Origin of the sequence: Clostridium sp. C8, assembly GCF_001010885.1 — a bacterium.
Taxonomy (GTDB): domain Bacteria; phylum Bacillota; class Clostridia; order Clostridiales; family Clostridiaceae; genus Clostridium; species Clostridium sartagoforme.
Map to the genome: position 1 here is coordinate 20,954 of NZ_LBMX01000037.1, position 21,734 is coordinate 42,687.

General features: G+C 29.6%; 22 protein-coding genes. 19 read left to right on the forward strand and 3 right to left on the reverse strand.

The window, feature by feature from the left end; all coding sequences use genetic code 11:
• Nucleotides 1–142: 142 nt before the first annotated feature.
• The 5 genes from AAT22_RS04965 to AAT22_RS04985 all read left to right on the forward strand — a co-directional run bounded on the left by AAT22_RS04965 (nucleotide 143) and on the right by AAT22_RS04985 (nucleotide 5,689).
• On the forward strand, nucleotides 143–565 hold the full coding sequence (locus AAT22_RS04965; protein ID WP_016207090.1) for a YaaR family protein: 423 nt from the start codon (nucleotides 143–145) through the stop codon (nucleotides 563–565).
• Nucleotides 566–673: 108 nt separating this feature from the next.
• Nucleotides 674–2,386 (forward strand): ABC transporter ATP-binding protein, encoded by a 1,713-nt coding sequence (locus tag AAT22_RS04970; protein WP_016207089.1) that lies wholly within the window; start codon nucleotides 674–676, stop codon nucleotides 2,384–2,386.
• 130 nt (nucleotides 2,387–2,516) lie between these two features.
• A complete protein-coding gene (gene trxA / locus AAT22_RS04975) occupies nucleotides 2,517–2,831 on the forward strand; it encodes a thioredoxin (protein WP_047000451.1) in 315 nt (104 codons plus the stop codon).
• A gap of 17 nt (nucleotides 2,832–2,848) precedes the next feature.
• Entirely contained in the window at nucleotides 2,849–3,718 is an 870-nt protein-coding gene (locus tag AAT22_RS04980) for an NAD(P)/FAD-dependent oxidoreductase (protein WP_047000452.1), read from the forward strand.
• Between the two features lie 234 nt (nucleotides 3,719–3,952).
• On the forward strand, nucleotides 3,953–5,689 hold the full coding sequence (locus AAT22_RS04985) for an oleate hydratase (RefSeq protein WP_047000453.1): 1,737 nt from the start codon (nucleotides 3,953–3,955) through the stop codon (nucleotides 5,687–5,689).
• Between the two features lie 191 nt (nucleotides 5,690–5,880).
• Here the strand turns inward: AAT22_RS04985 and AAT22_RS04990 are convergent, their stop codons facing one another.
• On the reverse strand, nucleotides 5,881–6,696 hold the full coding sequence (locus AAT22_RS04990; protein ID WP_047000454.1) for a VanW family protein: 816 nt from the start codon (nucleotides 6,694–6,696) through the stop codon (nucleotides 5,881–5,883).
• 449 nt (nucleotides 6,697–7,145) lie between these two features.
• On the reverse strand, nucleotides 7,146–8,204 hold the full coding sequence (locus AAT22_RS04995) for a nitronate monooxygenase family protein (protein WP_016207084.1): 1,059 nt from the start codon (nucleotides 8,202–8,204) through the stop codon (nucleotides 7,146–7,148).
• Nucleotides 8,205–8,385: 181 nt separating this feature from the next.
• Between AAT22_RS04995 and AAT22_RS05000 the strand changes: the two genes are divergently transcribed.
• From AAT22_RS05000 to AAT22_RS05055, 12 genes are all read left to right on the forward strand, one after another.
• Nucleotides 8,386–8,937 carry a biotin transporter BioY gene (locus AAT22_RS05000; RefSeq protein ID WP_047000455.1) on the forward strand — a complete coding sequence of 184 codons (552 nt, stop codon included), beginning with the start codon at nucleotides 8,386–8,388 and terminating at the stop codon, nucleotides 8,935–8,937.
• 85 nt (nucleotides 8,938–9,022) lie between these two features.
• Nucleotides 9,023–10,000, forward strand: coding sequence for a beta-ketoacyl-ACP synthase III (locus AAT22_RS05005; RefSeq protein WP_047000456.1), 978 nt, complete (start codon nucleotides 9,023–9,025; stop codon nucleotides 9,998–10,000).
• A gap of 12 nt (nucleotides 10,001–10,012) precedes the next feature.
• The gene (acpP, locus tag AAT22_RS05010; RefSeq protein ID WP_016207081.1) at nucleotides 10,013–10,240 is read left to right on the forward strand and encodes an acyl carrier protein; all 228 of its coding nucleotides are present in this window, start codon (nucleotides 10,013–10,015) and stop codon (nucleotides 10,238–10,240) included.
• A 15-nt stretch (nucleotides 10,241–10,255) separates the two neighbouring features.
• The gene (gene fabK, locus AAT22_RS05015) at nucleotides 10,256–11,182 is read left to right on the forward strand and encodes an enoyl-[acyl-carrier-protein] reductase FabK (protein WP_016207080.1); all 927 of its coding nucleotides are present in this window, start codon (nucleotides 10,256–10,258) and stop codon (nucleotides 11,180–11,182) included.
• Nucleotides 11,183–11,194: 12 nt separating this feature from the next.
• Nucleotides 11,195–12,139, forward strand: a complete 945-nt coding sequence (gene fabD, locus AAT22_RS05020) for an ACP S-malonyltransferase (protein ID WP_016207079.1) — start codon at nucleotides 11,195–11,197, stop codon at nucleotides 12,137–12,139.
• Nucleotides 12,140–12,883, forward strand: coding sequence for a 3-oxoacyl-[acyl-carrier-protein] reductase (gene fabG, locus AAT22_RS05025; RefSeq protein WP_047000457.1), 744 nt, complete (start codon nucleotides 12,140–12,142; stop codon nucleotides 12,881–12,883).
• Nucleotides 12,884–12,898: 15 nt separating this feature from the next.
• Entirely contained in the window at nucleotides 12,899–14,140 is a 1,242-nt protein-coding gene (gene fabF, locus AAT22_RS05030) for a beta-ketoacyl-ACP synthase II (RefSeq protein ID WP_016207077.1), read from the forward strand.
• Nucleotides 14,103–14,612 (forward strand): acetyl-CoA carboxylase biotin carboxyl carrier protein, encoded by a 510-nt coding sequence (gene accB, locus AAT22_RS05035; RefSeq protein WP_016207076.1) that lies wholly within the window; start codon nucleotides 14,103–14,105, stop codon nucleotides 14,610–14,612. Before fabF ends, accB begins: the two co-directional genes overlap by 38 nt.
• Before the next feature lie 9 nt (nucleotides 14,613–14,621).
• Nucleotides 14,622–15,038 (forward strand): 3-hydroxyacyl-ACP dehydratase FabZ, encoded by a 417-nt coding sequence (gene fabZ, locus AAT22_RS05040; RefSeq protein ID WP_016207075.1) that lies wholly within the window; start codon nucleotides 14,622–14,624, stop codon nucleotides 15,036–15,038.
• Between the two features lie 15 nt (nucleotides 15,039–15,053).
• Nucleotides 15,054–16,397 (forward strand): acetyl-CoA carboxylase biotin carboxylase subunit, encoded by a 1,344-nt coding sequence (locus AAT22_RS05045; protein ID WP_016207074.1) that lies wholly within the window; start codon nucleotides 15,054–15,056, stop codon nucleotides 16,395–16,397.
• A 12-nt stretch (nucleotides 16,398–16,409) separates the two neighbouring features.
• Nucleotides 16,410–17,267, forward strand: coding sequence for an acetyl-CoA carboxylase, carboxyltransferase subunit beta (accD, locus tag AAT22_RS05050; protein WP_016207073.1), 858 nt, complete (start codon nucleotides 16,410–16,412; stop codon nucleotides 17,265–17,267).
• Nucleotides 17,268–17,269: 2 nt separating this feature from the next.
• Nucleotides 17,270–18,064, forward strand: a complete 795-nt coding sequence (locus AAT22_RS05055) for an acetyl-CoA carboxylase carboxyltransferase subunit alpha (RefSeq protein WP_084820720.1) — start codon at nucleotides 17,270–17,272, stop codon at nucleotides 18,062–18,064.
• Between the two features lie 355 nt (nucleotides 18,065–18,419).
• On the opposite strand, the gene AAT22_RS05060 is transcribed toward AAT22_RS05055, so the two are convergent.
• Entirely contained in the window at nucleotides 18,420–19,010 is a 591-nt protein-coding gene (locus AAT22_RS05060) for a lysozyme inhibitor LprI family protein (protein ID WP_047000458.1), read from the reverse strand.
• Between the two features lie 214 nt (nucleotides 19,011–19,224).
• Between AAT22_RS05060 and AAT22_RS05065 the strand changes: the two genes are divergently transcribed.
• Complete coding sequence (locus AAT22_RS05065) at nucleotides 19,225–19,719, forward strand: dCMP deaminase family protein (protein ID WP_047000459.1); 495 nt, start codon at nucleotides 19,225–19,227, stop codon at nucleotides 19,717–19,719.
• Nucleotides 19,720–19,899: 180 nt separating this feature from the next.
• Nucleotides 19,900–21,684, forward strand: coding sequence for a DUF438 domain-containing protein (locus tag AAT22_RS05070; RefSeq protein ID WP_084820721.1), 1,785 nt, complete (start codon nucleotides 19,900–19,902; stop codon nucleotides 21,682–21,684).
• Nucleotides 21,685–21,734: the final 50 nt, after the last annotated feature.

Here is a 21,734-nt window from a genome sequence, read left to right on the forward strand (position 1 = left end):
CTCCCACTTCTAAAAATTGTAAAATAAAATCTCTATATAAGTATATCATGATTACTTTTAATAATATTAATACATGGGAAAAAAAGTGAGAAAATATTTTCTAAATAATGATATAATAATCTTTAGAGAAAGGGTGAGTAGTATGGAAATAGGAAGAATTAATAGAAAAGCTCCTGTGAAGCAAGATACAAAAGTGATTTCAGAAAAAAGAGACTTTTCCCAAAGCTTTAATCAAGCTAGAGAAAGAAAATCAGAAGAGCAATTGAAGGAAATGATTGAAAATATTCATAAAAAGGGAAATAGATTAGTAATTACAAAAACATATGGAGATGTAATAGCTTATAAAAAGCTAATAAAGGAATATTTAGAATCAATTTTAAAATTTATGTATGATACAAAAAAGGATATTAGTTTTTGGCAAACTCAATATTTTATAACAATAGATACAATAGATCAAAAACTTGAAGATTTAACTAAATCTCTTTTAAATGGAGAAGGAGAAAACTTAAATATAGCTTCATCAATTGATGAAATTCAAGGATTAATAGTAGATATATATAGATAAAATTCAATAAAATATTTCAAAATATCAAAGACTTCTTGAAAATAATTATCAATAGGGCTATTATTAAAGAATAATAAAAATTAATGTAGTAATAATAGGAGGTTATTTATGGTAAAGAGATTTATTAGTTATTATAAGCCATATAAAAAATTATTTTTCTTAGATATGGCTGCTGCATTTATAGCAGCAGCATGTGACCTTGTTTATCCTATGATGACAAGAACATTAGTAAATGATAGTATTCCCAATAAAAATCTTAGAATGCTAGTTGTATTTGGGATTACTTTATTAATAATATATGTAGTAAAAGCAGGGTGTGGATACTTTATGCAATACTATGGACATGTTATGGGAGTACATATGCAGGGAGATATGAGAAAAGATATGTTCTTGCGTTTGCAAAAGTTACCTAATAGTTATTTTGATAACAATAAAACAGGAGATTTAATGAGTAGAATGATAAATGATCTTATGGAAGTATCAGAACTTGCTCACCATGGGCCAGAAGATTTATTTATTTCTCTTGTTATGTTAATTGGCTCATTCGTGGTGTTAAGTACAATAAATATTCCACTAACACTTATTATATTTGCATTTATTCCATTTATAGTTTTATTTACATTAAAGCAAAAAAATAGAATGATGAGTGCTTTTATGGAAACTAGGGTTGAAACATCCGCAGTAAACTCTAATTTAGAAAACTCACTTTCAGGTATAAGAATAACTAAAGCTTTTGTTTCTCATGAACATGAAATAGATAAGTTTGAACATGGAAATAATAAGTTTAAAAATGCTAGATCTAGAGCATATAAAGTTATGGCTGAATATTTTGCAGGTGTTGGCTTTGGAATAGATATTTTAGATTATGTAGTTTTAATTGCTGGAGGAGTATTCACATACTTAGATATTATAAATTTGGGAGACTTCTTTGCATATCTTTTATATATAAAGTTATTTACTCAACCAATTAAAAAATTAGTTAACTTTATGGAGCAATATCAAAATGGAATGACTGGGTTTAAAAGATTTATATCTATTATAGATGAAGAAATTGAGAATGATGGAAATCTAGAATTGAAAGATGTAAAAGGGCATATAAAGTTTGATAATGTTCATTTTAGTTATGATGAAAAAAATATCTTAGAAGGAATAGATCTAGATATAGAACAAGGGAAAATGCTAGCATTAGTAGGGCCTTCAGGTGGAGGTAAAACTACATTTTGTAATTTAATTCCTAGATTCTATGATGCTACAGAAGGAAATATTTATATTGATGATATAAGTATATATGATACAAAATTAGAATCTTTAAGAAAAAATATAGGTATAGTACAACAAGATGTATTCTTATTTACAGGAACAATAAAAGATAATATATTATATGGTAAGCATGATGCAAGTGATGAAGAAGTAGTAAAAGCTGCTAAAAGAGCAAATATACATGAATTTATAATGACATTACCAGAAGGATATGATACTTATATAGGGGAAAGGGGGGTGAAGCTTTCAGGGGGACAAAAACAAAGAATATCAATAGCGAGAGTATTCTTAAAAAACCCACCTATATTGATTTTAGATGAGGCAACATCAGCTTTAGATAATACAACTGAATATATGATACAAAAATCCTTAGAGGAACTTTGTAAAGGCAGAACAACTATAGTTGTTGCCCATAGACTATCTACAATAAAAAATGCGGATGAAATTTTAGTTTTAACAGATAAAGGAATCGAAGAAAAAGGAAGTCATGAAGAGTTGCTTAAAGAGCAAGGTTTATATAAAGAACTATATGAATCTCAATTTTTACATTTAAAAAAATAAATAATATAAATCTATAAGTTGGAGAAAATAAATTATATAATCTTTTATAAAGTATTGACTATAATAAAATAATTGTATAAAATTAAAATATAATCATACCCTTAGGGGGTATATCGGGAGGCGGATTTATATGGTTCAACACGTATCAGAAACAGATTTTAATGAAGTAGTATTAAATTATGAAGGAGTTGTATTAGTAGATTTTTGGGCAACTTGGTGTAATCCTTGTAAAATGATTGCTCCTATAATAGAAGAAGTTTCAACAGAAATAACTAATGCAAGATTTATAAAGATAGATGTAGATGAAAATGCAAATTTAGCAAATAAATATCAAATATTAAGTATTCCAACTTTAATGATATTTAAAAATGGTACACCTGTAGATACCTTAGTTGGTTTTATGCCAAAGGATTCTTTAAAGGATGCTATCATTAAACATCTATAATAAGAAGAGGTAGAAAATTGAGCGAAAGATATGATATTGCAATAGTAGGTAGTGGTCCAGCTGGATTATCAGCAGCATTAAATGCAAAAATAAGAAATAAGAAATTTATCATTTTTGGAAACAATAATTTGAGCAATAAACTTGCTAAAGCACCTAAAGTAAATAATTATTTAGGGTTTTATGGCTTAACAGGAGAAGGCATTAAGGAAAGATTTCAAGAGCATATAAAAGCTATGGATATTGCAATAACGGAAGAAAGAATAAATAATATATATGCAATGGGAGAATATTTTGCTTTAATGGCAAATGATAAAACTTTTGAAGCAAAGTCTATTATTTTAGCAACAGGAATAGAATACACAAAACCTATTGAAGGCGAGGAAAAGTATTTAGGTAGGGGAGTTGGATATTGTGCAACCTGTGATGCCCCTTTATATAAAGGAAAAACTGTTACTATAATAGGGTATAATAAAGAAGCAGAAGCGGAAGCAAATTATGTTTCAGAATTAGCAGGTGAGATATATTATATTCCTATGTACAAAGACCAATATAATTTAAGAGATAATATAAAATTAATAGAAGATAAGCCTAAAGAAATTATAGGTGAAAACAAAGTAAATAAATTAATTTTAAAAGACTCTGAAATATTAACAGATGCAGTCTTTATATTAAAAGACTCAATATCCCCAGGACAACTAGTTCCAGGATTAAAGATAGAAGAAAACCACATTGCAGTTGATAGACTTATGAAAACTAATTTACCAGGATGCTTTGCAGCTGGAGATTGCGTTGGTAGGCCATATCAATATATAAAATCTGCAGGAGAAGGTAATATTGCAGCTCTTAGTGCAGTACAATATTTAGATTCAATAAATAAGAAGAAATAGATTTAAAAATATACAGCATCAAGTTTTGATGCTGTATATTTTTTTGTATTAGAAAAACTTTCTTTAAAGTTTTAGATTTTATAAATATGAATAGAGTATTTATAATATGAACAAATTATAAGAAATAAAGAAATTTAGACAAATAATAAATATTGTCTAAATACATTATAATTTGGATAAACTATAATATTAATCAGAAAGAGAAAACATTAAGGAAAGTTGAGGTATAGCTTTATGAGTAAAAAAACAAAAAATACTAAGATAAATCCTTTATTAGCTGTAGGTGCTATTGCCGGAGCTGCAGCAGTTGCTGCAATAGCTGCTAAAAAGTTAAAAAATGATGGAGAAAAAAAATCATCATTTGAAACTTTTACAGAAAATTTTGATAATAAAGAGAGACAGGTTTATTTTGTTGGAGGAGGCTTAGCATCATTAGCTGGAGCAGCATATTTGGTTAGAGATTGTAATTTTAAAGGTGAAAATATTCACATTATAGAAGGTATGAATATTTTAGGCGGAAGTAATGATGGAGCGGGAGATCCTGATAATGGATTTGTATGTCGTGGAGGAAGAATGCTAAATGAAGAAACATACGAAAACTTCTGGGAATTATTAAGAAGTGTACCATCACTAGAAATGCCTGGAATGAGTGTTACAGAGGAAATATTAAACTTTGATCATTTACACCCAACACATGCACAAGCTCGTTTAATTGATAGATACGGTGTTATACAAGATGTAAAAGGAATGGGATTTAACAATGCAGACCGTATGGCACTTGGGAAATTAATGATCACTCCAGAAGAAAAATTAGATGATCTCACAATAGAAGATTGGTTTAAGGATACACCACATTTCTTTACAACAAATTTCTGGTATATGTGGCAAACAACTTTTGCTTTCCAAAAATGGTCTAGTTTATTTGAATTTAAAAGATATATGGAACGTATGATATTTGAATTTTCACGTATTGAAACACTAGAAGGGGTGACTCGTACTAGATATAATCAATATGAGTCAGTTATAATGCCTTTAAAAGCATATTTAGATAAATTTAATGTTGATTTTAGTATAAATGCAACAGTAACTGATTTGGATTTTAAACCAGGAGATGGGATAACAGTTACAGCTATTCATATAGAAAATGAAGAAGGCGAAAAAATAATTGAATTAAATGATGGGGATATATGTATAATGACTAATGCTTGCATGACAGATAGTGCAACATTAGGAGATTTAAATAATGCTCCAGAATATAATCCTAACAAGCCAATTTCAGGAGAATTATGGACAAAAGTTGCTAAAAAGAAAATGGGACTTGGAAATCCAGAACCATTCTTCAATCATCCAGATGAAACAAATTGGGAAAGCTTTACTGTAACTTGTAAAGGAGATAAGCTATTAAAGTTAATAGAACAATTTTCAGGAAATGTACCAGGTAGTGGAGCTTTAATGACATTCAAAGATTCGAATTGGTTAATGAGCATAGTTGTTGCAGCTCAACCACATTTTAAAAACCAACCAATGGATACAACAATTTTCTGGGGATATGGATTATATACAGATAAAGTAGGCGATTACGTAAAGAAACCAATGAGAGAGTGTACCGGAGAAGAATTATTAATAGAACTTCTACACCATTTACACTTTGAAGATAAAGTAGAAGAAATAATGGATACCGTAATAAATGTGATTCCATGTATGATGCCATATGTAGATGCTCAATTCCAACCACGTAAAATGAGTGATAGACCTAAAGTAGTACCAGAAGGTTCAACTAACTTTGCCATGATAAGTCAATTTGTTGAGATTCCTGAAGATATGGTGTTTACTGAGGAATATTCAGTTCGTGCAGCAAGAATGGCAGTATATACTTTACTGAATGTAAAAGATAAAAAGGTGATTCCAGTAACTCAATATAAGAAAGATCCAAAAGTCTTATTAAAAGCAGTAAAAAAATCATATAGCTAAAATAAAGTTAATAGAGAAAGAGTTAATAGTGAAAGAGTTATGGATGTTTTGCTCTGCAAAACTTATATTTAAATTTGTGTAAAGCAAAAATTATTCAAAAATCCATTAAGGATTTTTTTCCTTAACTTTTTCACCCTTTCACTAAATATAAAACTCTTCAAGTTTTTACATTAATTATGCATTAGCCATTATCAATTACTCAGATACGGCTGATACATCATAAATGCGTGATTTTCTGAGATATACTCATCATTAATTTCATCACCAACAATATTATAAGTTTTTCTATATATTACATTATTTCTAATATAATGACCGAAAAATCCAGGAGTTATTGAGTGTTCCTTTTCATAAATTTCATAACTATAATTACACATTTCAGTTGAACGCCATTCACCTATAAGGTTTTCATTTGTAAGATGCAATTTAAGTTGATAAGGTTTATTTGTAGTATTTTTAATTTCTAAATCTAAATAATTATAAAAGCAAGTTGCTCCAGAACCAAATGGTTGGGTTCTGTTGGTATCAGGAAAAACATCATGACTATGCCTGTACCTTTCAGTTACAGTAAGAGGAGTATGTAATGTCATCCAATAAATCAAATTTGACAATTGACATAGACCACCACCAACTCCAGGTTTAAAGTCACCATTAGGACAAAGAACTACCCCATCCTTATAGCCTTTTCTATAATTAGGCTTTCCAATAAGTTTCCAATAAGAGAAATATTCCCCGGGCATAATAATAATACCATCAAGTTTTTTCAAAGCAATTTTTAAATTCTCAACTTTATTACGTTGTAAGTACATATCAACATTCTTTAATTTTCTAAAAAGTGGTGTGCTATGAGTAAAAATTATATTATCTAATTGATTTTGGCTAATGTTTTTACAATATGAATTTTTAGAAAACCACCAGTAAAAATACTTCTTAATTTTATAATATGTTTGTCCTAAAAATAATCTTAATTTATTACGGGTAATAGGCTTTTTCTCCACGTATGCCATAAAAATCAGCTCCTAAAATATAGTACAATATAATTGTAAAATAATAGAAGCTTATATACAAGTAGATATTCTTTATAAAGATAATTTTAAAATTAGGAGAATAATTATAAAAAAATGCGAAGCATTTTTCAGTTCACAGTTCACAAGGTACAGCGCACAGTTGCTTTGATTTTATAGGTAACAGGGAACAGTTATCAGGTAACAAGTACTAAATGTAAACTATAATTAAAAATTAAGAAACATCTACTTCAAGGTAATCTTAGAAACAGTAGTTAGTTTTGTGTAGCAAAACAACCTCAATTTTTTCATTCTTTCATTTATAAATTACTTTGCATATCATAACCTGTTGCCTGTTATCTGTTATTTTATTTCAAAAACTGTGAACTGTGAATTGTGCACTGTGAACTATATAAATTGCTTCGCAAAATAAATCAATTATTCATTAATAATCATATTTTTCCCATTAATTCATCTATAAGTTCTTTAACTGAAACTATTTTATTTATTCTATGAGCATTTCCCCCACAAAAAACTAATCCATTTTCAACATCACCTTTAACAGAGTTAATTAAAGCTGAGCTTATACAATATGGTGTATTGGCTGGATTACAAGGAATTAAACAATTATAACATTTAGTTATTTTTATTCTTTCTTTCTTTAATGTTTCTGTCAATTTATTTCTTATAGCTCTTCCTGGCATTCCTACAGGACTTATAGTCAATTCAATATCTTCTTTTGTACAATTTACATAAGCATTTTTAAAATTAATATGAGCATCACATTCATGAGTAGCTACAAACCTTGTAGCCACTTGTACTCCAGAAGCTCCAAGATTCAGATATTTAATCATGTCATCATGAGTAAATACACCTCCAGCTACAACAACAGGTATAGTAGTATTAAATTCATTTTCAAAGTTTTTAACTTCTTTAATTATACTTATAACATTATTATCGAAATTTTTAATTTCATCATTTAAGTTATTAGCTTTAAATCCAAGGTGGCCTCCAGCTAGTGGACCTTCAACAATTACAGCATTAGCCGTTTTATTGAAATGTTTTTTCCAATAGTTTAGTATTACTTTTGCGGCTTTTGATGATGAAACTATAGGGGCTATCTTAATAGAACTTCCTTCTATAATTTCAGGTAAATTTAATGGAAGTCCAGCACCAGATATAATTAAATCAGCACCAGCTTCAATTGCAGCCTTTACGTGTTCAACATAATTGTTCATTGCAACCATTACATTAACTCCAATTATTCCATTAGAGCTTATTTCTTTAGCTCTCTTTATATGTTTAGCTAATCCTCTAAGATTAGCTTTTAATGTATTACTTTCAAAATCTTCTTCCATATAACCTGCATGAGCAGCAGAAATAACTCCAATTGCACCGTTTTTCGCAACATTACCTGCAAGATTAGAAAGGGAAACACCGACACCCATTCCGCCTTGAATTATAGGAACTTTAGCTATTAAATTACCAATTTTTAATGGTTTAATATTCATAATTTTACTCCTTTAAATAAAAAATAATACTTTGATAATCAAAATATTATTAATAGTATAGTTCAGATTTTTAAAAAATACAATAATTAAAAATAAATTACGAATATTGACAAATTAAAAAAATGGTATTATCATGATGATATTACTTTGATAGTCAAAATATTTGAGAGGAGGTGACTAATTGAATCTTACAGTGAAAGATAAAATTCTAATATCAACTTTTGCAGCTTTGACAGCGATAGGAGCATTTATTAGAATCCCAGTTCCATATGTACCATTTACAATGCAATTTTTCTTTTGTAGTATTAGTGCTATTATATTGGGTGCAAAAAAAGGAGCTTTGTCACAATTGCTATATGTACTCATAGGGCTTATAGGAATCCCTGTATTTACTAGAGGAGGAGGACCTCAATATATATTTCAACCTACATTTGGTTATTTAATTGGACTTATTTTATCATCATATATAATTGGAAAAGTAATTTCTAAAAAGAAAAATAGTTTTAAAAATGTGTTTTTAGCTAATATTATAGGAGTAATAGTAATTTATTTAATAGGAGTACCATATTTCTATTTTATAAATAAATATTACTTAGGAGCAAATATATCAATAAGCTTTGCTATTTATTATGGATTTTTATTAACAATCCCAGGAGATATAGTTAAAGTATTAATAACATCTTTAGTAGGCGTGAGAGTAACATCTAGCTTAAATCACGAAATAGTAGCTTAATATATATTAAAACTTTGAATATAAAAATATTTGATAAATGAGATATTTTACTCATATCAAAAATAATTTGAGAAAGAGGCGTTGAATGAAAGGAGTAAAAGTAGTTGGATTTGGTCATTATTGTCCAGAGAATATTATAAGTAATAAAGATTTAGAAAATATAGTAGATACTACAGATGAATGGATAACTAAGAGAACTGGAATAAAAGAAAGAAGAATATCCAGTGGAGAAGGAACTGTAGAATTAGCTTACAAGGCAGCAGTAGCAGCGTTGAAAAATAGTAATTGTGGTAGTGATGATATTGATTTAATAATTGTGGCTACAACTTCACCTGATAAAATAATGCCATCTACAGCCTGTAGCATTCAAGGATTATTAGGATGTAATAAAGCAGTTGCTTTTGACATTTCAGCTGCATGTTCAGGATTTGTATATTCTTTAATTGTAGCATCTAGCTTGATTAAAGGTACAGATAAGAAAAGGGCATTAGTAATTGGAGCAGAAGTATTATCAAGAATAGTTGATTGGACTGACAGAGGCACTTGTATATTATTTGGAGATGGAGCAGGAGCTGCAGTAATTGAGCTTTCAAATGAAGAAGAAGGAATAGTTAGTACTTGTTTCTCATCAGATGGAGGTCTTGGTGAAAAGAGCTTAGTTGCAGGGCAATTAGAGCTAAATACACCTTTTGCTAAAGAAAAAATTAGTGAAAAAAGATATATAGAAATGAAAGGTGCTGAAGTTTTTAAATTTGCAGTATCAGTTTTGCCTGATGTAGTTAATGAATTGTTAAAAAAAGCAGATGAAAGAATAGAAAATATAAAATATATAGTTCCACATCAAGCTAATTTAAGAATAATTAATGAAGCAGCAAGAAGATTAGATATAGATAAGGATAAGTTTTATATTAATGTTGATAAATATGGAAATACTTCAGCAGCAAGTATTCCAATAGCATTAAGCGAACTTTTTGAAAAAGGCCTTATAAAAAGAGGAGATAAAATAATAATAGCAGCTTTTGGTGGAGGATTAACCTGGGCTGGAGCATTAATTAAATTTTAGGAGGATTTTAAAATGGTATTTGAAAAAATTAAGGAAATAGTAGTAGAACAATTAGGAGTTAATGAAGAGGATGTAAAGTTAGAAACTAGCTTTATAGAGGATTTAGGAGCAGATTCATTAGATTTATTCCAAGTAGTAATGGATCTTGAAGATGCATTTGATGTAAAAGTAGAAAATGTTGAAACTATAAAAACTGTAGGAGATGCAGTAAAGTATATAGAAAGTGCTATAGAAAAATAGAGTGGAGGAAAACTCATGAACAACAATATTTGCAAATTGCTAAATATTAAATACCCTATTTTTCAAGGGGGAATGGCTTGGGTTGCAGATAGTTCTTTAGCAGCTGCGGTTTCAAACGCAGGTGGTCTTGGAATAATTGCTGGAGCAAATGCTCCAGTAAGTGTTGTAAGGGAAGAAATTAGAAAAGCAAAAGAACTAACTGATAAACCTTTCGGCGTTAATATAATGTTGCTTTCAGAAAATGCAGATGAGTTATCAGATGTTGTTATCGAAGAAGGTGTTAAAGTTGTTACTACTGGAGCTGGAAATCCTGGTAAGTACATTGAAAAGTGGAAAAAGGCAGGAATAAAGGTAATACCAGTTGTAGCATCAGTAGCATTAGCTAAAAGAATGGAAAGAGCTGGAGCAGATGCAGTAGTTGCAGAAGGCTGTGAAGCTGGAGGCCATATAGGAAAGTTAACAACAATGGTTTTGATACCACAAGTTGTGGATGCTGTAAATATTCCTGTTATAGCAGCAGGAGGAATAGGTGATGGTAGAGGCGTTGCAGCTGCATTTATGCTAGGTGCAAGTGGCATTCAAATAGGAACAAGATTTTTAGTTGCTACTGAATGTACAATACATGAAAACTATAAAGATGCAGTAATAAAATCCAAAGATATCGATACAGTTGTAACAGGTAGAAGTACAGGACACCCTGTTCAAGTCTTAAAAAATAAACTTGCAAGAGAATATTTGAATCTTGAAAGTAAAAATGCTTCTATGGAGGTATTAGAGGATATTGGAAGAGGTGCTCTTAAAAAAGCTGTAAAAGACGGAGATGTAGAACAAGGATCTCTTATGGCTGGGCAAATTGCAGGTATGATTTCAAAAAAGCAAAGTGCTAAAGAAATTATAGAAGAAATGTTTAATGAATATGAAAATATAATTAGAAACCTTTAAAATGGAGGAAGTATGAAAACAGCATTTATTTTTGCAGGTCAAGGATCTCAATATATAGGAATGGGAAAAGATTTATATGAAAACATCTCAGTATGTAGAGAGGTTTTTGATAAAGCAAATGATATACTAGGTTTTGATATAAAAGATTTAATATTTAATGGAAATAGAGAAGAATTAGATATTACAGAAAATACACAGCCAGCTATTTTAATAACTTCAATTGCAGCTAAAAAAGCCATTGAAGAAAAAGGAATTAAAGCTGATGTGGTGGCAGGGCTGAGTCTTGGAGAATATTCAGCTTTAGTGACATCAGAAGTCTTGAATTTTGAGGAAGCAGTAGCTTTAGTAAAAAAGAGAGGTAGATTCATGCAAGAAGCAGTTCCAGTGGGAGTTGGTTCAATGGCAGCAATAATAGGATTACCACTAGAAAAACTAAAAGCTGCTTTAGAAAAAGCTAGGGAAAATGGCATAGTAGAAATTGCAAATTACAATACAAATAATCAGATTGTAGTAGGTGGAGAAAAAGAAGCTGTAAAAAAAGCAATGGAACTAGCCTTAGAAGCTGGAGCAAAAAGAGCTATAGAACTTAAGGTATCAGGACCTTTTCATACTTCCTTATTAGAAAAGGCATCAATAAAGCTTAGAGAAGAACTTCAAAATATAAAATTTAATAAACCTAAAGTAAAAACTATATCTAATGTTACAGCAGAGATTATAGACGATAAAGACGATATAAAATCATTACTTTTTAGCCAAGTAAAATCCTCTGTTAGATGGAGTGAAAGTATAGAAAAGATGCTTAATATGGGAGTTGACACCTTTATAGAGCTTGGACCAGGAAGAGTATTAAGTAGCTTCATTAAAGAAATAAGCAGGGAAAAGGGCGTTAAGGTTAAAATTTATAATGTTGAAGATATGAAATCTTTACAAAAAACATTAGAAGGGATAGAAGCTTAAATGATTAAAAATAAAAATGCAATAGTAACAGGTGGAACTAGAGGAATAGGAAGAGAAATAGCAAGAACATTAGCACAAAATGGAGCTAATATAGCAATTAATTATAGAAATTATAGTGAACAAATAGAAAAGCTAGTAGAAGAATTAAAAAGCTTTGGAGTTAAAGTATTAGCAGTTAAATGTGATGTAAGTAAAGAAGAGGAAGTAAGTAACTTTGTAAAAGAAGTTAAGAATAATTTTGAAAGAATAGATATCTTAGTTAACAATGCAGGAATAACTAAAGATGGATTAATTATAAGAATGAGTGAAAAAGATTTTAATGATGTTATAGATATAAATTTAAAAGGAACTTTCAATACAACTAAAGCAGTCTCAGCAGTAATGGTTAAACAAAGATATGGAAAGATAATAAATATATCCTCAGTTGTGGGTGTTACAGGAAATGCAGGACAATGTAATTATGCTGCATCTAAAGCAGGTGTTATAGGTTTTTCAAAATCTGTAGCAAGAGAACTTGCTGCTAGAAATATAAATGTAAATGTAATTGCACCAGGATATATTAATACAGATATGACAAGTGTACTTCCAGAAAAGGTTAAAGAGGAAGTTTTAAAAACAATTCCTATGAAGAAAATAGGAGACCCTAAGGAAGTAGCAAATTTAGCTTTATTCTTATCATCTAATTTATCTGACTATATTACAGGTCAAGTAATAAATGTAGATGGCGGAATGGTTATGCTTTAAAAGGAGTGAATTTTTATGAAAAGAAGAGTAGTAATCACAGGATTAGGAGCTATAACACCGATAGGTAATTCAATTGAAAGCTTTTGGAATTCTGTTAAAGAAGGAAAAAATGGTATAGATAATATAACCTTTTTTGATACAACAGAATTCAAAGTTAAAGTAGCCGCAGAAGTGAAAGATTTTAAAGCAGAAGATTATATAAGTAAAAAAGATGCAAAAAGATTAGATAGATATACTCAACTAGCACTAGTTGCAGCTAAGGAGTGTATAAAAGATAGTAATATAGATTTAGAAAAAGTAGATAGAGAGAGATTTGGTGTAATATTTGGTTCTGGAATAGGTGGACTTACAACAATGGAAAAGCAAATAAGGACTTTAGAAGTAAAAGGACCTAGTAGAGTTGGACCATTAACTATACCACAGTCTATATCTAACATGGCAGCAGGAAGTATAGCAATAGAATTTGGAATTTTAGGAACTTGTTTAAGTGTTACTACAGCTTGCGCAACTTCAACTCATTGTATAGGGGAAGCTTATAGAAGCATAAAGGATGGTTATTTAGATCGTGCGATAGTAGGTGGATCAGAAGCATCTATAAATGAGTTTGGAATTTCAGCATTTCAATCTTTAACAGCACTTAGTAAAAGTGAAGATAGAAATAGAGCATCAATACCTTTTGATAAAGACAGAAATGGTTTTGTAATGGGAGAAGGTGCAGGTGCATTATTATTAGAAGATTTAGAAAGTGCTTTAGCAAGAGGAGCAAAAATTTATGGAGAAGTAGTTGGTTATGGAACAACTTGTGATGCTTATCATATTACATCTCCAAGTTCTGATGGAGATGGAGCTTATAGAGCAATGAGAGATGCAATAAAAGATGCAAATATATCTCCAAGCGAAATTTCATATATAAATGCACATGGAACATCTACAGAAATAAACGATAAAGTCGAAACAATAGCCATAAAAAAAGCTTTTGGAGATTTTTCAAAGGAAGTTTATGTAAGCTCAACTAAAGCTATGACAGGACATTTACTTGGAGCAGCTGGGGCTATTGAAGCAATAATATGTATAAAAGCATTAGGAGACGACTTTATTCCAGCCAACATAAATTATTTAAATCCAGATGAAGAATGTGATTTAAATATAGTTATTAATGAAGGTAAAAAAGAGGAAGTAGAATATGCTCTTTCTAATTCATTAGGATTTGGTGGACATAATGGAACAGTTATATTCAAAAAATGGAGGGAAAGATAAAATGTTAACTTATGAACAAATAAAGGAGTTAATAAAATCTATAGATGAATCTTCTCTTAGAATTTTTGAATTAGAAAGTGACGGAATTAAATTAAAGCTTAGCAAAAATAAAGAAGCTTTTAAGGAATCTTTAAAAGAAAATTCTAAAGAAATAATTTCATCAGATAATAAAGTAATAGCAAGCAATATACCAGAAGAAAAAGAAGAAGCTAAAGAGGATTCTAATAAAATTGAAAATTTTAAAAGTATTAAGTCACCTTTAGTAGGAACATATTATTCTTCAGGGACTCCAGGAGGAAAGCCTTATGTTGAAGTAGGAACTAAGGTTAAAAAAGGAGAAGTTCTTTGCATAGTAGAGGCAATGAAAATAATGAATGAAATAACAGCAGAAGAAGATTGTGAAATATTAGAAGTTTTAAGATCTGATGAAGAAATTGTTGAATTTGGAATGGAATTATTTAAAATAAAGTAGGTGAAATAATTGGATATAAAAGAAATCATGGAGATAATCCCACATAGATATCCTTTTTTATTATTAGATAGAGTTGAAAGTCTAGAAGATAATAAAATAGTAGCAATAAAAAATGTAACGATGAATGAGTACTTTTTTCAAGGACATTTTCCAGTAGAGCCAGTTATGCCTGGAGTATTAATAGTTGAGGCAATGGCACAAGCTGGAGCAGTTGCACTTTTAAAGAGGGATGAATTTAAAGGAAAGATTGCATACTTTGGTGGAATAAACAATGCTAAATTCAGAAAAAAGGTTGTTCCTGGAGATACTTTAAGGTTAGAAGTTGAATTGACTAAGATAAGAGGCTCAGCTGGTATCGGTAAAGGCATTGCATATGTAAATGATAAAAAGGTATGTGAAGCAGAATTAACCTTTATGGTAGGGTAGTAAAGAGGTGTTTTTATGATTAGAAAGGTTTTAATAGCTAACAGAGGAGAAATAGCAGTAAGAATAATAAGAGCCTGTAAGGAACTTGGAATACAAACAGTAGCTATTTACTCAGAGGCTGATAAAGATGCTATGCATACTCAGCTTGCAGATGAAGCTATTTGTGTAGGAAAGCCTAAATCAAAGGACTCATATTTAAATGAAAGTAACATAATTAGTGCAGCAGTAATAACAAAGTGTAATGCAATTCATCCAGGTTTTGGATTTTTATCTGAAAATGCAGAGTTTGCAGCTATATGTGAAGAATGTAATATAAAATTTATAGGACCAAGTAGTAATACAATAAGTGTTATGGGACATAAATCAAAAGCAAGAGAAATTATGAAAAATGCAGATGTTCCAGTAATTCCAGGAAGTAATGGAATAGTAAAAAGTATTGAAGAGGCATATATAGAGGCTAAAGAAATAGGATATCCAGTAATGATAAAGGCAGCTTTAGGTGGAGGCGGAAAAGGAATTAGAATAGTTCATAAAGAAGATGAACTTGAAAATGCATATTTTACAGCTAAATCAGAAGCTAAAATAAATTTTGGTGACGATACAATATATATTGAAAAGTTTATAGAAAATCCTAGGCATATAGAATTTCAAATTTTAGGCGATGAGCATGGAAATATTATTCATCTAGGAGAAAGAGACTGTACTATACAAAGAAGAAATCAAAAAGTATTAGAAGAAGCTCCATCATCTATTTTAAGTGGAGATCTAAGGGCTAAAATGGGAAGAGCCGCAATAAATGCAGCAAAAGCAGTAAGTTATGTAAATGCAGGAACTATAGAATTTTTAGTAGATAAATATAATAATTTCTACTTTATGGAGATGAATACAAGGATTCAAGTTGAACATCCAATCACAGAAATGATAACTTCAATTGACATTGTAAAGGAGCAAATAAAGATTGCTAATGGAGAAAGTTTAAGTTTTTCTCAAAATGAAGTTGAAATAAGAGGTCATGCTATTGAATGTAGGATAAATGCAGAAAATCCTAAAAAGGGATTTGCACCTTCACCTGGAAAAATAGAATTTTTAAATTTACCAGGAGGAAATGGAATAAGAGTAGATACTGCAGTTTATTCAGGATATACTATACCTCCAACATATGATTCTATGATAGCTAAGCTTATTGCCTATGGTAAAAATAGAGAAGAAGCTATTAATAAAATGCTTAGAGCATTAGATGAATTTGTAATAGAAGGAATTGACAACAATATAGAATTTCAAATAGATATTTTAAATAACGAAAAATTTCGCTTAGGAAACTTTGACACTAGTTTTATAAGCAAAGAATATAAATTATAGTTGGTGAAAATTATGGGGATTTTTAAAAAGAGACAGTATGGAGTTATAAATTTAACTCAAGAAGAAGAAAAAGATATACCAATAGTTCCAGATGGAACTTGGATAAAATGCAGCAAATGCGGAAAAATTTTATATAAGAAGTCTTTGGAAGAAAACCTTAATATATGTTCAAATTGCAATAATTATTTTAGATTAGGTAGCTATGAAAGATTATCATATATTTGTGATAAAGATACTTTTAGGGAGTTTAATAAATATATGAAATCAAAAAATCCAATGGATTTTCCAGACTATGAAGAAAAATTAAAAACTAATGAAGAAAAAAGTGGAACTTCTGAAGCAGTAGTAACAGGCGAATGTGAAATTGGAGGAAATAAAGCATTTATTGCAGTTATGGATTCAAATTTTCTAATGGGAAGTATGGGAACTGTAGTAGGAGAAAAGCTAACATTAGCAATAGAAGAAGCTACAAAAAGAAAATTACCTATTATAATTTTTACAGCTTCAGGAGGGGCTAGAATGCAAGAAGGGATTTTTTCCTTGATGCAGATGGCTAAAATAAGTAGTGCACTTGCCAAACATAGTAAAGAAGGACTTCTTTATATAACGGTTTTAACAGACCCAACAACGGGAGGCGTTACAGCAAGTTTCGCAATGCTTGGAGATATTATACTAGCAGAACCTAATGCATTAGTAGGTTTTGCGGGAAGAAGAGTTATAGAAGGAACAATAAAACAAAAACTACCTGAAAATTTTCAGAGTGCAGAATTTTTATTAGAAAATGGATTTATAGATAATATTATAAAAAGAGAAGATTTAAAAAAAGCTCTTTCAACTCTTCTAAAATTTCATAGAAATAAGGAGGTGTAGTTGTGAATAAAAAAATTAAAGCATACGATAGATTAGTAATAGCAAGAATGGTAGAAAGACCGACTACACTGGATTATATAGATAAAATATTTACTAACTTTTTTGAATTACATGGAGATAGATGCTTTAAAGATGATAAAGCTATAGTAGGAGGAATTGGACTTTTAAATGGAAATCCAATTACTATAATAGGAATTCAAAAAGGAAAAGATCTAAAAGAAAATATGGAAAGAAATTTTGGCTCTCCTCATCCAGAAGGATATAGAAAAGCCCTTAGATTAATGAAGCAAGCTGAAAAGTTTAATAGACCTATAGTTTGTTTTATAAATACATCAGGTGCATATTGCGGGGTTGGAGCTGAAGAAAGAGGCCAAGGAGAAGCCATTGCAAGAAACCTAATAGAAATAGCACAAATTAAAGTGCCTATAATTTCAATAATAATAGGCGAAGGTGGAAGTGGTGGGGCATTAGCCTTAGCTTGTGGAGATAGAGTATGGATGCTGGAAAATTCAGTTTATTCAATACTTTCTCCAGAAGGATTTGCTTCAATACTTTTAAAAGACCCTTCAAAATCAAAAGATGTTGCAGAAATTATGGGAATTACTTCATATGAGCTTTTAGAAAGATGTATAATTGAAAAAATAATAAAAGAACCTAGAGGTGGAGCTCATAAGAACATAGAATTTGTAGCAAATTCCATAAAAGAAGAATTGATAAATGAGTTTAAAATATTAAAAAATAAGTCTAAAGATGCTCTTTTAGAGGAGAGGTATCTAAGATTTAGAAAATTCTCTTAGTTTTAAAATGCGAAGCATTTTTCAGTTCACAGTTCACAAGGCACAGTTTACAGTTGCTTTGATTTTATAGGTAACAGGGAACAGGTATCAGGTAACAAGTACTAGATGTAAACTATAATTAAAAATTAAGAAACATCTACTTCAAGGTAAGCTTAGGGACAGTAGTTAGTTTTGTGTAGCAAAATAACCTCAATTTTTTCATTCTTTCATTTATAAATTGCTTTGCAATTTATATCATAACCTGTTCCCTGTTACTTTATTCCAAAAACTGTGAACTGTGAACCGTGCGCTGTGAACTATATAAATTGCTTCGCAAAATTTTACAATTAGGATTGTTTAGATTTTTCCTTTAACTTTAGTCTGTCATATAGTTATTAACTAATTCATAGCATCTCTCTTTTGTTGATTCATATAAAGATGAGTTATATGCCACAAATTCAAATGTTCCACCCTTATACTGTTCAGATTCCTTATTAGCAGCAGCTTCTTTTTCTTGTATCCATTTTATTTGTTGAGTTTGCAAATCTGACATCGTTTCTGGGGACAAATCATTTCTTAATAAATCATAAATTTCATTTAATGCTTTATCATACATATCATATGATATTCCATAATAACTTCTCATAGCATTTGTTATTCCAGCATCTGAATCCTTCTTTTCTGGCAATGCATCAAGTTCTTTTTGTATATTATCTAATTTTTCTATAAATTCATTTCTTCTTCCCACTATTTTGCTTATAGTAGATGGGGCATTAGTTTCAGAAATATTTTCATTTACTTTTGGATCATTTGTATTATCAACTTTATTCAGACTATTATCTAATTGTTGTCTTTGTTCTACCTTATTTGAAGAATTTTGATTTGTTTTACTATCCTTATTACACGCTGATAATGTAATTAATGACAATGAAATTAGTATTAGAATTGAAACTTTTTTAGTTTTCATTAGTAATCTCCTTTTACTTTAATCTTTAAATATATTTCTATCTTATCATAATAATAACCATTGTTTAACCTTCATGGATATTTTTCAAATAATAAAATCAATGTTATAATTTAAATATGAATTAAAAATAATTTAATTAAATTACGAAGCAAAACTTCTAGTATATTGTGAACTGAATAAATTGCTTCGCGATTTATAACAAGGGGGTATTTAAATGAAAAGAAATGATTACATATCTTGGGATGAGTACTTCATGGGAGTTGCAATATTAGCTGGAAAGAGAAGTAAAGATCCAAGTACTCAGGTTGGAGCTTGTATAATAGATAATGATAATAAAATTTTAAGCCAAGGATATAATGGACTTCCAAGGGGATGCTCAGATGATGAATTCCCATGGAACAGAGAGGGTGAGATACTTGAAACAAAGTATCCATATGTAGTGCATGCTGAACTTAATGCTATTTTAAATAGTAGAGGAGCTAATCTTTATGGTTCTAAAATTTATGTTGCTTTATTTCCTTGCAATGAATGTGCAAAAGCAATTATACAAGCAGGAATAAAAGAAGTAGTATATCTTTCAGATAAATATTCTGACTCAGATAACGTAAAAGCTTCTAAAAGATTATTTAATGCTGCAAAAGTAAAGATGACAAAATTAGAGCCTAAGAATAAAAACATAAATATATCTTTAGATATAACAGATATCTAGCTATAAGATTGATAAACATAATTAAAGTATTAAAGATGATTTCTATATGGATAGAAGTCATCTTTTTTATTTAACTTTTTACTCTTAAATAGAAACCTGTATCATATGTTACACCAATAATTATTTCTTTATGATATGATAATGATAATGAATTTCAATTAATTGAAGGGGGTATCATTTATGAAAAAGGATATTACTTATATAACTATAGATGGCAGAGGAGACCATGAGAGCTTTAGAGACTGTGTAACAAAAACTCTAGAAACAATAGATCCAAAGCAAGGAATACATGTAATTAAAGATTTTGAACCATTTCCTCTTTATAAAATGATGGAAAGCAAGGGTTTTGATAAGTATGTGGAAAAGATAAGTGATACTGAGTATCACGCTTACTTCTTCCCTTTTGAAAAAATTTCAGATATAGAAATGAATAAGCATTTAAGTCTTGATAATGAAAGAATTAAGAAGATGCTTGACATAAAACTTGATTATTTAAATGGGAAAATTTCACTTGAAGAAGCAAAGAATAGAATGAATTCTTCCTTTGAAAGTGTTACAGCAGAAGAATTTGCTTTAGCTGAGCAACATTTACAAAGTTACGGGATTTCAGATGATACACTAGCAGAGAGAATGGAAGAAATTCTTGAAATATTTGAAAATGTACTTACATCTACAAAACTTAATCTTCCAAAGGGGCATCCAATTAGAACTTATATAGATGAGACTGAAGAAATAAGAAAAGTTCTTTCTTTTATGAAGGAATTATTAAATAAAAAGTTTATAAAAAATCAATGGCTTGAAGTTTATGATAAATTAAATCAAATAAGTATTCATTTTAGCAGAAAACAAAATCAGTTATTTTCAGCTCTTGAAAGAAAGGGATTTGATAAACCTTCAAAAGTAATGTGGACTTTAGATAATAATATTAGAGATATAATAAGAAAATCAAAAAATCTTCTAAATGAAGATAAAGATTCAGAGTTTCTTTCACTTCAATCTGAGGTGTTAGAAATGGTTGAAGATATGATGATAAAGGAAACTGAAATACTATTCCCTACTTCAATGGAATTATTAAATGATGAAGATTTTATTAAAATGAGAATTAGTGATGATGAAATTGGATATTGTTTAATAGATAATCCACCAGAATATAAGGGAAAAGATTTTAAGAACAACGTTACTTCAAAAGATACTGGAATTAATACAGAACTTCTAAAAGATCTTGCAAGTGTACTTCAAAAGCACGGAATAACTTCAACAAGTACTCAAGAAGATGAAGTTTTTAATGTTAGCCAAGGACTTCTTACTCTTAAACAAATAAATCTTATTTTCAAACATCTTCCGGTTGATCTTTCATATGTTGATGAAAATGAAATATTTAAATTTTATAGTGATACAAAGCATAGAGTTTTTCCAAGGAGTGCAGGGGCTATAGGTAGAAAGGTACAAAACTGTCATCCGCGTGAAAGTGTAGATACAGTTGAGAAAATAATTGATGCTTTTAAAAATGGTGAACAAGATAAAGCAGAGTTTTGGATTGATATGGGGGAAAAGTTTGTCTATATTCTTTATACTGCAGTAAGAGATGAAGATGGTAATTTCAAGGGAATACTTGAAATGATGCAAGATGCAACTCATATTAGAAGTCTTAATGGAAGCCAAAGATTATTATCTTGGGAAAATAAGAAAGAAGATAAAGAAGTGCAATTAAAAGAGGCTAATGTAATAAAAGTAAATAAATATAATATTACTGAAAACACAAATATAGGAGCTCTTTTAAAGCAATATCCTTATATAAAGGACTTTTTAATATCTTTAAGTCCAAAGTTTGAAAAACTAAATTCTCCTGTGTTTAAAACAATGGCAGGTATTGCTACAATTAACATGATTAGTGCAAGAGGTGGATTTGAAGTTTCAGATTTGATTATTAAAATAGTTGAAGAAATTGATAAAAGAAATAAATAAAACAAATTTCAAACTGATAGTAATTAAGGTGGGTATTGTAGCCCACCTTC